This window comes from Hydrogenophaga sp. (assembly GCF_048549895.1).
GTDB lineage: Bacteria > Pseudomonadota > Gammaproteobacteria > Burkholderiales > Burkholderiaceae_C > Hydrogenophaga.
Genome location: NZ_JBLYYB010000150.1, coordinates 1 through 11,256 on the forward strand (window position 1 = coordinate 1; position 11,256 = coordinate 11,256).

Below are 11,256 nucleotides of genomic sequence, written 5' to 3' on the forward strand. Positions count from 1 at the left end.
AGCAGTACCAGATCGTGCTCGACCCCGACAAGATGGCCGCCTACCGCGTGACGCAGGCCATGGTGGCCGAGGCGGTGGCGCGCGGCAACCAGGAGGCGGGCGGCTCGGTGCTGGAGCTGGGCGAGGCCGAGTACGCGGTGCGAGCCAATGGTTACCTGAAGACGCTCGACGACTTTCGCGCGATCCCGCTCATCACCAGCAATGCCGGTGTGTCGGTGCGCCTGGGCGATGTGGCGCGGGTGCAGACCGGGCCGGAAATGCGGCGTGGCATTGGCGAGCTCAACGGCGAAGGCGAAGCTGTGGGCGGTGTGGTGGTGATGCGCTCGGGCAAGAACGCGCTGCAAACCATTGAAGCGGTGAAGACGCGCCTGGCCGAGCTGCGGCGCAGCCTGCCGGCGGGCGTGGAGATCGTGCCGGTGTACGACCGCTCGGGCCTGATCGAGCGCGCGGTGAAAAACCTCGGTGAAAAACTGCTGGAGGAGTTCATCGTGGTGGCGCTGGTGTGCCTGGCCTTTCTGTTCCACCTGCGCAGCGCACTGGTGGCCAGCATCTCGCTGCCGCTGGGTGTGCTGATGGCCTTCATCGTGATGCAGCAGCAGGGCATCAACGCGAATGTGATGTCGCTGGGCGGCATCGCGATTGCCATCGGCGCCATGGTGGACGCGGCCATCGTGATGATCGAAAACGCCCACAAGCACCTGGAGCGCTGGGCGCACCAGCACCCCGGCGAAACGCTGCAGGGCGAACCGCGCTGGCGCGTGATCTCAGACGCTGCGACCGAGGTGGGGCCCGCGCTGTTCTTCTCGCTGCTCATCATCACGCTGAGCTTCATCCCGGTGTTCACGCTGGAGGCGCAGGAGGGCCGGTTGTTTGCACCGCTGGCCTTCACCAAGACCTACGCCATGGCGGCGTCCGCTGGCCTGGCGGTCACACTGATCCCGGTGCTCATGGGATACCTGATTCGCGGGCGCATACCGGCCGAGACCGCCAACCCGCTGAACCGCGCGCTGATCGCGCTGTACCGCCCGGTGCTCGATGGGGTGTTGAAGGCACCGAAGCTCACGCTGGTGGTGGCAGTGTTGGTGCTGCTGGTCAGCATCTGGCCGCTGCGCCAGCTGGGCAGCGAGTTCATGCCGCCGCTGGACGAAGGCGATCTGCTCTACATGCCCACGGCGCTGCCCGGCTTGTCTGCGTCGAAGGCGGCCGAGCTGCTGCAGCAGACCGACCGCCTGATCAAGACCATTCCCGAGGTGCAGAGCGTTTACGGCAAGGCCGGGCGCGCCGAGACCGCCACCGACCCTGCGCCGCTGGAGATGTTCGAGACCACGATCCAGTTCAAGCCCAGGGAAGAATGGCGCGCGGGCCTCACGCCCGAGGCGCTGATCGAAGAGCTCGACCGCACCGTGCGTGTGCCGGGCCTGTCCAACATCTGGGTGCCGCCGATCCGAAACCGCATCGACATGCTGGCCACCGGCATCAAGAGCCCTGTGGGTGTGAAGGTGGCCGGGCCCGACCTGGCCACCATCGACCGCCTCACCGGCGAGATCGAGCGCGCGGTGAAAGACGTGCCCGGTGTGAGCAGCGCGCTGGCCGAGCGCCTCACGGGTGGACGCTACATCGACGTGGACATCCGCCGCGCGGACGCCGCGCGCTACGGCCTGAACATCGCCGACGTGCAGGACATCGTGGCCGGCAGCGTCGGCGGCATGAACATCGGTGAGACGGTGGAGGGCCTGCAGCGTTTCCCGATCAACCTGCGCTACCCGCGCGAACTGCGCGACTCATTGCCCGAACTGCGCGCACTGCCCATGGTGGCGCCCGGCGGGCAGCGCCTGGTGCTGTCCGACGTGGCCGACCTGCGCATCACCGAAGGGCCACCCATGCTGCGCAGCGAAAACGCGCGCCTGGCCGGCTTTGTGTACGTGGACATCCGCGGACGCGACCTGCGCGGCGCGGTGCTCGACATGCAGCGCGCGGTGGCCGAGCAGGTGGTGCTGCCGGCGGGGTACTCGGTGTCGTGGTCAGGCCAGTTTGAATTTCTGGAGCGCGCCACGGCCAAGCTCAAGCTGGTGGTGCCGGTCACGCTGCTGATCATCTTCGTGCTGCTGTACCTGATCTTCCGCCGCTTTGATGAAGCCTTGCTGATCATGGCCACGCTGCCGTTCGCGCTGGTCGGCGGCGTGTGGTTCCTCTGGTTGCTGGGGCACAACCTGTCGGTGGCCAGTGTGGTGGGCTTCATTGCGCTGGCCGGTGTGGCGGCCGAGTTCGGCGTGATCATGCTGATCTACCTTAAGCAGGCGTGGCAGGAACGGCTGGACGCCGGGCGCACCGACGAGCCTTCTCTGCTGGAAGCCATCCGCGAAGGCGCGGTGTTGCGGGTGCGGCCCAAGGCCATGACGGTGGCCACCATCGTGGCTGGGCTGCTGCCGCTGTTCTGGGGCATGGGCACCGGCAGCGAGGTGATGCAGCGTATCGCAGCACCCATGATCGGCGGGATGATCAGTGCGCCGTTGCTCTCGCTGCTGGTGGTGCCGGTGGTGTACCGGTTGATGCGTCGACCGGGCTAGTCTGCTATCAGGCCAGCGTATCAACGGAAGGCCTCGAGCGTCAAAATGACAAAAGGGGATTGAGCGAGTATCCCGTATTAAATGGGTCAGATGCTACCGACTGGGGAACTAACCCGCTCACGTGAATCCCATCTAGGCCGCCGTTTTTTACTTTCTCAAGGAGACTCACTCGCATGCCTGCAGCAACAACAACCTTTCGCCGCTTTGTGATTGCTACCGGCATTTGCGTTGTAACTATTTCGAGCGCGTTGGCTCAGAACTTGGTCAGCGTCAAAGGCAGCACACTGAACATGCGGTCGGGACCTGGAACCCACACCGAAGTGCTGTGGGAACTTCGAAGGGGTTACCCGCTGCGAGTCCTCAAGAGTCAGGCACGGTGGCTGCAGGTCAAGGACTTCGAAGGTGATACCGGCTGGGTGGCACGCTCGCTAGTTGGCAATACGGCGCACCATGTGGTCAAGCGTTCTACCGCCAATGTGCGTAGCGGCCCCGGAACTCAATATGGAGTCATTGGCAAGGCAGAGTACGGTGAATTGTTGCGCACGCTCGAGAAGCGCGGTCGGTGGGTCCGTGTTGAGCGTAAGGATACGAAAAGCGGTTGGATTTCCAAGAGCTTGCTTTGGGGTTGGTAGGATACATACCGACGAGCAGGGCTGGCCAGCTCGAGTGCCGGTAGTCGGGATACTTGCTGCTCCTCTTCTTTGAGAAACTGACCGATCTCATTTCGGGTGGCGAAACGGGCAGCGATTTCAGCCGCGACGAGTCTGTTGCCATGGCCGGCATCGAGCGGGCGCGGGGACACTTCGACGAGCCCGAGTCCAAGATCATCCGCAAACCGTTTCGATTCAAATCGAGTGAGGCACTGGGCGGCTGGATCCGATGCGTCCGGCGCAGCAAACCAGAGCCTGCCCCCTACAACTGCTCGAAAGGGCGAGCGCATCTTTGCAGGGCATGCCTGTTCATCTTTATATCCACCGTGCTGTGCTGTTGAAAAAATATTAAAAGCATGCCTCCAAAAAGGGCCAGGATCGCTTCCCCCGCTCGCAGCTGCAGCAGCGCAGAGAGGACCACCAAAGGGGCCACACTGGCTTGGACAAACGTTTCCGCAGCAATGCCTTTCTTGTTCATAACGCTCCGTTCCTGACAATTGCCAAAGACTGCAAGGCACTCCCAAAGATCGAGGCCCAACAACACAGTCTCCTTACTTCATCACCTACATGGGGGAATCCGTGTGCCCTGAGCGCCAAAGAGATGACGATGCACGTCATGCCACCGCCACACTGGCTTCCCGCTGATGCCGGAAGCCGCCTTGTTTCCGGTTTAACGCCTCCCAGAAGGCCGTGCGGGGAATGCAGAGCTCAGACGTAGGTCAAGAAATAGGCAGTGCAGCGGGACAAGCTACAGCCGCACCGGACCAGGCTGCACCAGCCGTTGCACAGCTTTTAGCAGGTCGGGTGGCAAAGCGGCTCCCCCCGAGCCGTTCACTGGGTAACGGTGGCCCGAAGGCAGTGTGTGGAGTCGCAATCCAAGAAGCTCGAGCAGCCCTTCCTCTTCGAGTCCATCAATGTTGGTGCGGGCGTAAGTGGGATCGACCAGAGTGACCACGCCCGTCCCTACTACTTCGATCCCCTTTTCGCCGTCGATCACCAATGCTGTGTTCTCATCCACCCCGAGCCCGAGCAGGTCAGGCCTGCGCGCCAGGGCCGAAAGGAGGCGCGCCAACCGCCGGCGCTCCGAGAAGTGTTGGTCGACGATCGCGGATGTAAGCAGACCCAACCCGATGTCAGTCTCCACCACGCCCTTGCGCGCTCGGTGCACAGCCACACCGTCCGCAATCATGTGGCGCGACATTGCCGCGGCTCCCGCGCTCGTGCCACCGATGCAGCAACTGCCCAGATGGTGCGCGCGGTGCAACGCGGCCATTGCAGGCGTCTCCCAAAGGACCGTCATAAGACGCGCCTGGTCGCCGCCTGTGATGAATACAGCGTTTGCTTCGAGAATGGACTTCGACACCTCCGGCAGGAAGGCGTCAGTCCGGGCGACAACAGGCAGTGCTTCGCAGTCCTTGACGCCGAGGTCCGAGAACGCCCGTACGTAACTTTCGGCGGCTTCGGCCGGCCGCGATGTGGCCGCCACCAAGAGCCGCACACGAGCGGACGAACCCCCTGCGTGCTCAAGGAAGCTGCGAAGTATCGAGCGATCTTTCCAGCGGTTTTCCGCTCCTCCCACGATCACAAGTTTGCCCCGATCAGGTTGGCTGGCAAGCAGGCCTTGGCTTGGAAGCAGCGCTCCAAGCGCGCCTAGGAGATCGCGTCTATTCATGCACTGAATCTACCTTATGGATGGTGATCAGAAGTCCACGCAGACTACTCGCGAATAAATGTCCAAGCATTTCATCTGCGTCGCGTCTGAACAGTTCGTGCATTTCAGCACAGGTGTACCGCTTGTTGGTGCCTCTAGGAAAGGCTGCGATTCGTCAACAAAGGTCCCACCAAACCGTGCCACCAACACAGCGAGTTCAGTTCAGCCGTTCACAAGAACTCGGGAGTCGATTCGCGGCCGGCTACCCGGTAGCAGCTAGTCGCCCCTCCGGCTGTTCAAGTCACCGTATCCCGACGGTATCTGGCTTGTCCCACGCGCGGGAGTGAGCATTCATCCAAAGGGTGCTATCGAGCGCAGTCATAGTCCACACTGACTCACTACACGACTCTGAGTCCTGGGCCACGCGGTGGCGTATTTTCGAACTCACTCAGCTGCTCGGCGTTGGGCAAAGTCCCGTGCACCTTGGCGTAGGCAATTCTGCCGGCTTCTATAGGGTAGTTCATCTCGCCTCTTGGGCTGAACTTAATGAGGCGGCAAATTCCGGCGTGATTTCCCCCCTTTCCATTCGTGTTCTCAGCCTTGTGTCGGGCCGCGCCCAGGTCACACATCGCGTCGAATTCTTCGGGAGTTCTAGGAGGCCAAGGAGCATGCGTGATGCGCTGAAAATCGGTCCACTCTTCAGGGCTCATGGCGAGCGCGCCGTTAAACACCATCATGTCTTTCTCCTGTTTCAATGGTTGGTCTTTTGTGAACGTTCGACGACTCTTGAATTGAGTGGTTTTCATCGCTCTCTGCTATACAGCGTACGCAAAAATGGCAAATGCGCTCACAAGAAATTATGTCGCTGGGCAAAAGAGGTCTCAAGACCCGACATCGTCAGATTGATACCGGCATTGGAGGTATCGTTGTAGCATTGAAACATGCAGTTCTCTGGTTCAAAGGGTCCGTTTTCAACAGAAGCCAAGATCTTGAACTTCAACTTACCTTGTCCTGTAACGACAAACTTAGTTGATTGGATTCAAGTGGACACTCGGACTACTGTCTTCTGCTTTGCCCTCCTCGGTGCCGGAGATTACTACCGATAGGATACATTTACCCACACCCATCTCGCTCAGAGGTCTGAAGGAGTAGGCGCGTTTTTGTCGCTTCACAACACCCGCCGGGCGCCTGCCCACGCTCCAGAAAACGTTTGCGCTACGGTTGCAGTCACTGATCAATGTGACCTCGCGCACAATTTCTCTGCGGGACTTTTGCGGGACTGGGCTCTGAAATACATGTCTAAACAGGGTGGTTTTTGTACAATGAGTAGACATAGAATCTTTATAAATCAACAACTTACGGAAGATCTGGTAGCTACGAACCAAGGGGTCGTGGGTTCAATTCCTGCCAGCCGCACCAAACAAAAAACCCTGTAGCCAAAAGCTGCAGGGTTTTTTCATTTCTGCCGCTGACAAAGGCGCAAGCCAGCGGCGGAACAGCGGCGGGAGGCCACCATGAGCAAGGCATTCACCAAAGAATCCGATCAGGACGAGGGCGACGAGCTCCCATCACCGCCACCGGTGCCCGGCGGCAAGAACTACATCACCCGCGCCGGCTACGACCGCCTGCGCGCCGAGCTGTTCACGCTGATCGACGATGAGCGGCCCAAGATGGTGGAGATCGTGCACTGGGCCGCCAGCAACGGTGACCGATCGGAAAACGGCGACTACCTCTACGGCAAAAAACGACTGCGTGAGATCGACCGGCGCATCCGCTTCCTCACGCGCCGGCTGGAAATCGCCGAGGTGGTCGACGCTTCGCAGCACCACGGCGGCGACCAAGTCTTCTTCGGCGCAACCCTGACCTACGCTGACGACAAGGGCACCGAGACCACCGTCACCATCCTCGGGGTGGACGAAGCCGACAGCGCGCAGGGCCAGATCAGCTGGGTGTCGCCGGTGGCGCGCGCGCTCCTCAAAGCCAAGGTGGGTGATGTGGTTCGCCTGGTCGTGCCTGGTGGCACGCAGGAACTGGAAGTGCTGGCTGTGAGTTATCCCGCGCCCACGCCTGGAACCTGATCAGGCCTTGACGGGCTTGAAGCGCTGTGCCTTGATCACCGAGGTCGTGCGTTTGAGGCTGCGCAACACATCGGCCAGGTGCTGGCGGTCGCGCACCGAGACCGAGAAGCGGATGTCGGTGGCGGTCTGGGCGGGTTCGTCGCCCATGTCCACGTGCGTGATGTCGGCCTCGGCCGCCGCGATGCTGGATGCCACACGCGCCAGCACGCCTTTGCCGTTGGTCACGGTCACCACCACCGTGGTCTCGAACGAGCGCACGGGTTCGTCGGCCCATTCCACTTCCAGGAAGCGTTCGCTGTCGCGCAGCAGCAGGCGTTTGCCGGTGGGGCAGTCTTCGGCGTGCACCACCAGGCCTTCGCCTCGACCCAGATAACCCACGATGCGGTCGCCCGGGATGGGCTTGCAACACGGCGCGTACTGCACCGACAGGCCCTCACTGCCGTCGAGCGTGACCACACCTTGCGACGCCGATTCATCGCGACCGCTGGCGTAGCGCTCGGTGCTGATCAGCAGAGCGTCGGGTTTGAGCCCCATTTCGGACAGCAGCACCGCGAGTTTTTTGCCCACCATGCTGGCGATGCGTTTGCCCATGCCGATGTCGGACAACAACTCGTCGCGTGTCTTGTTGCCGGTGAAGCGCAGCAATTTCTCCCAGGTGCTCTGGTACTCGCCGTCTTCGGCCGGCAGGGCGGCCAGGCCTTCTGATCGCAATGCCTGGCTGAGCATGCGCTCGCCCAGCTCGTGCGACTTTTCTTGCGCCACGGTCTTGAGGTGGTGGCGGATCTTGGAGCGCGCACGCCCGGTTTTCACGAACGACAGCCAGGCCGGGTTGGGTTCGGCGCTTTCGGCGGTGATGATCTCCACCACGTCGCCGTTGGCCAGCTCGGTGCGCAACGGACGCTGCTCGCCGTTGATGCGGGCCGACACCGTGTGGTTGCCCACGTCGCTGTGGATGGCGTAGGCGAAGTCCATCACCGTGGCCCCGCGCGGCAGCGCCATGATCTTGCTTTTGGGCGTGAACACATAGACCGCGTCGGGGAACAGGTCGATCTTGATGTGGTCCCAGAATTCGCCCGCGTCGTGGGTTTCCTGCTGGATGTCCAGCAGCGACTGCAGCCACTGCGTGCCCAGGCGTTGCGACATGTCGCTGCCCGGCTCGCTGGCCTTGTACAACCAGTGCGCCGCCACACCCGACTCGGCCACCACATCCATCGCGTGCGTGCGCAGCTGGAACTCGATGTTGGTGCCGAACGGACCGATCAATGTCGTGTGCAGCGACTGATATCCGTTGACCTTGGGAATCGCCACGTAGTCTCGGAATTTGCCGGGCAGCGGCTTGTAGAGCTGGTGCAGCACGCCCAGCCCGGTGTAGCAGTCGGTGAGCTCGGGCACAACGATGCGAAAGCCGTAGACATCGGTGACCTGCGAGAACGACAGGTGCTTGTTGTCCATCTTGCGATAGACCGAATACAGCGTCTTCTCGCGGCCCATGATGCGCACGTTCATGCCCTGCTGGGCGAACACGGCTTCCACCTCTTTTTGTACGCGCGAGATCAGGTCGCGACGGCGGTTGCGCGATTTGTTGAGCGCCTTGGACAGCACCTCGTAGCGCCAGGGGTGCAGAAAGCGGAACGCCAGGTCCTGCAGCTCGCGGTAGGTGAAGTTCAAACCCAGCCGATGCGCGATCGGCGCGTAGATCTCCAGCGTTTCGCTGCTGATGCGCTGCCACTTGCTGCGGGGCATGTCGCCCATCGTGCGCATGTTGTGGGTGCGGTCGGCCAACTTGATCAGAATGACCCGCACGTCCTTGGCCATGGCCAGCAGCATCTTGCGAAACGACTCGGCCTGGTTCTGCTCGCGGGTGTCGAACTCCAGCTTCTCCAGCTTGGTGAGGCCGTCTACCAGATCGGCCACCGGCGCGCCGAAGCGTTCCACCAGTTCCTCTTTGGTCACGCCGCAGTCTTCAATGGCGTCGTGCATCAGCGCCGACATCAGCGCCTGCGCGTCCAGCTTCCACTCGGCGCACTGGGCCGCCACCGCTATCGGGTGGGTGATGTAGGGGTCGCCGTTCTTGCGCAATTGCCCCAGGTGCGCTTCATCGGCAAACCGGTAGGCCTGCCGGATGCTTTCGATGTCGACGGCACTCAGGTAGTCCAGCTTGGCCAACAACCCGGCGAAGCTGGCCGCAGCTGCACTGGCGGCAGGGTGCGCCTGATCGTCAGAAGACAAAAGGGAGCCGGTGTCGGCTAGGGTGGACATCCCGGTACTTTATCCGGTGATGGCACTTGCTGCCGAGGGCAGCGCCCATGTTGTGCCCGGTGCCGTGTGGGATTGATGACAGAGCGGTACACGGGCGAAAAAAAACACCGCGGTGCGGTGTTTTTTCAGGGGTCCAGGCTTCGGATCAGAGCGGAACCTTCTTGAGCATTTCCAAGCCGACCTTGCCCTCGGCAATCTCGCGCAGCGCGGTCACGCCAGGCTTGTTCTTGCTTTCGATCTTGGGGGCGTGACCCTGGCTCAGCATGCGTGCCCGGTAGGTTGCAGCCAACACGAGTTGAAAGCGGTTGGGGATCTTTTCCAGACAATCTTCGACGGTGATGCGTGCCATGGGCGGGCTCCAGTAAACGGGCTTGGGGTCAGAGGATGTTGAGCACTTTGAAGGTATCGCCGCGGGCGATACGCTGGGCGGCAAACTTGAGCCGCTGGGCATGGACGATGGCCTTGAGATCAAACAGGGCTCGCTCAAACAACTCGTTGATTATAACGAAGTCGAATTCTTGGGCGTGCGCCACCTCGGCGGCGGCGTTCTGCAAACGCAGTTCGATCACATCGGCCGTGTCCTCCGCCCGACGCTCCAGCCGCGAGCGCAGTTCCTCCCAGCTGGGCGGCAGTATGAAGACCAGCACCGCGTTGGGAAAGATGCGCTTGACCTGGATCGCTCCCTGAAAGTCGATCTCCAGCACCACGTCGGCACCCTGCGCCATGCGCTGCTCGATGGCCATCTTGGACGTGCCGTAGCGGTTGCCATGCACCATGGCCCACTCCAGAAACGACCCCTGGATGACCATCTGGTCGAAGGTTTCCTTGCTTACAAAGTAGTACTCTCGGCCATGCAGTTCCTGACCGCGCGGCGCGCGGGTGGTGTGTGAGATCGAGGGCACGACGCGCGAGTCGAGCTCCATCAAGGCCTTGACCAGGCTGGATTTGCCGGCCCCGCTGGGGGCTGCGACGACGAACAGGTTTCCGGGATATTCCATGCTTACTCTATGTTCTGGACTTGCTCGCGCATCTGCTCGATGAGCACTTTCATGTCAACCGAGATGCGCGTGAGTTCGAGGTTGGATGATTTCGAACCCAGGGTGTTGGCCTCGCGGTGAAGCTCCTGGATCAGGAAGTCCAGCCGTTTGCCCACCTCGGCGCCTTTTTTGATCAACCGCTCGATCTCGGTCAGGTGCGAGTCGAGCCGGGTGAGTTCTTCGGCCACATCGATGCGGATGGCAAATGCGGTGGCTTCGGTCAGGGCGCGGTCGTTGGCCATGTCGGACGTGACCGTGTTGCCGGTGGCCGATGGGCCGCCAGCGGCCAACGCCTCGTTCCAGCGATCAATGAAACGTTGGCGCTGCTGTGCCACGAGTTGGGGAATGAGCGGTTGCGCGTCTTTGGCGAGTTGCCGCAACTGACCCAGGCGGTCCAGCAACATGGCCGCCAGACGTTGGCCTTCGCGCTCGCGCGCATCCATGAGGTTGTTGATGGCCACCTCTGCCAGCGCCTGCAGGCCTTCGTTGAGCTCACCGGGGTTGCCTTGCTGGCGCGAGGTGAGTTGCAGCACTTCGGCCACCGACAGAGGTGCCGCGGTGGGCAGCCAGGCGCGCACGTTGTCTTGCAGGCCGACGAGTTTCTGGAGCTCCAGCGCACTGGGTGAGCGCGGGCTGGCATCGCTGCGGCCTTCGATCCACGCGCGCACCTCGACCTTGCCGCGTTTGAGGCGGGCGCCCAACTGCTCGCGCAGTGCGGGCTCCGAACCGCGAAGGTCGTCCGGCAGCTTGAATGTGAGGTCGAGAAACCGGCTGTTGACGGATCGAATTTCCAAGCCCAGGCCTGGCTTGGAATCTCGCGCCGGCTCTGCGTTTGGGGCCGTTGCAGGACCGCCCAGGTGAGCCGTTGCATAGCCGGTCATGCTGTAAACTGCCATTGCACTTTGCCCGTCTGGTTGAGTGGTCCAAAACGAGGCGTTCCGGAAACCATCCGAATTATGTCAAAGGTCAAACCCGCTCCGCTTCCGCCGGACACCGTGATCGGTGGTTACCGCA

Annotated in this window: 10 protein-coding genes; 4 read left to right on the forward strand and 6 right to left on the reverse strand. The window is 61.8% G+C overall.

Going from position 1 to position 11,256, the window contains the following annotated elements:
* The 3 genes from ACN4F8_RS15000 to ACN4F8_RS15010 all read left to right on the forward strand — a co-directional run.
* A partial coding sequence (locus ACN4F8_RS15000) for an efflux RND transporter permease subunit (RefSeq protein ID WP_419474300.1) occupies positions 1-2,567 on the forward strand: 2,567 nt, incomplete at its 5' end.
* Positions 2,568-2,740: 173 nt separating this feature from the next.
* Positions 2,741-3,199: an SH3 domain-containing protein gene (locus ACN4F8_RS15005; protein WP_419474301.1), complete on the forward strand. Its 459-nt coding sequence runs from the start codon at positions 2,741-2,743 to the stop codon at positions 3,197-3,199.
* A gap of 53 nt (positions 3,200-3,252) precedes the next feature.
* Positions 3,253-3,558: a hypothetical protein gene (locus ACN4F8_RS15010; RefSeq protein WP_419474302.1), complete on the forward strand. Its 306-nt coding sequence runs from the start codon at positions 3,253-3,255 to the stop codon at positions 3,556-3,558.
* A 407-nt stretch (positions 3,559-3,965) separates the two neighbouring features.
* Here ACN4F8_RS15010 and ACN4F8_RS15015 read toward each other — a convergent pair whose 3' ends face one another.
* Entirely contained in the window at positions 3,966-4,889 is a 924-nt protein-coding gene (locus ACN4F8_RS15015) for a cyanophycinase (RefSeq protein WP_419474303.1), read from the reverse strand.
* A gap of 377 nt (positions 4,890-5,266) precedes the next feature.
* A complete protein-coding gene (locus ACN4F8_RS15020) occupies positions 5,267-5,674 on the reverse strand; it encodes a hypothetical protein (protein WP_419474304.1) in 408 nt (135 codons plus the stop codon).
* Between the two features lie 708 nt (positions 5,675-6,382).
* Between ACN4F8_RS15020 and greB the strand changes: the two genes are divergently transcribed.
* Positions 6,383-6,946 carry a transcription elongation factor GreB gene (greB, locus tag ACN4F8_RS15025; protein ID WP_419474305.1) on the forward strand — a complete coding sequence of 188 codons (564 nt, stop codon included), beginning with the start codon at positions 6,383-6,385 and terminating at the stop codon, positions 6,944-6,946.
* Here the strand turns inward: greB and ACN4F8_RS15030 are convergent, their stop codons facing one another.
* The 4 genes from ACN4F8_RS15030 to ACN4F8_RS15045 all read right to left on the reverse strand — a co-directional run bounded on the left by ACN4F8_RS15030 (position 6,947) and on the right by ACN4F8_RS15045 (position 11,138).
* Positions 6,947-9,205 carry a RelA/SpoT family protein gene (locus tag ACN4F8_RS15030; RefSeq protein ID WP_419474306.1) on the reverse strand — a complete coding sequence of 753 codons (2,259 nt, stop codon included), beginning with the start codon at positions 9,203-9,205 and terminating at the stop codon, positions 6,947-6,949.
* 145 nt (positions 9,206-9,350) lie between these two features.
* Positions 9,351-9,554: a DNA-directed RNA polymerase subunit omega gene (gene rpoZ / locus ACN4F8_RS15035; RefSeq protein ID WP_069047262.1), complete on the reverse strand. Its 204-nt coding sequence runs from the start codon at positions 9,552-9,554 to the stop codon at positions 9,351-9,353.
* Between the two features lie 28 nt (positions 9,555-9,582).
* Positions 9,583-10,203: a guanylate kinase gene (gene gmk, locus ACN4F8_RS15040; protein ID WP_419474307.1), complete on the reverse strand. Its 621-nt coding sequence runs from the start codon at positions 10,201-10,203 to the stop codon at positions 9,583-9,585.
* 2 nt (positions 10,204-10,205) lie between these two features.
* Positions 10,206-11,138 (reverse strand): YicC/YloC family endoribonuclease, encoded by a 933-nt coding sequence (locus ACN4F8_RS15045; RefSeq protein ID WP_419474308.1) that lies wholly within the window; start codon positions 11,136-11,138, stop codon positions 10,206-10,208.
* Positions 11,139-11,256: the final 118 nt, after the last annotated feature.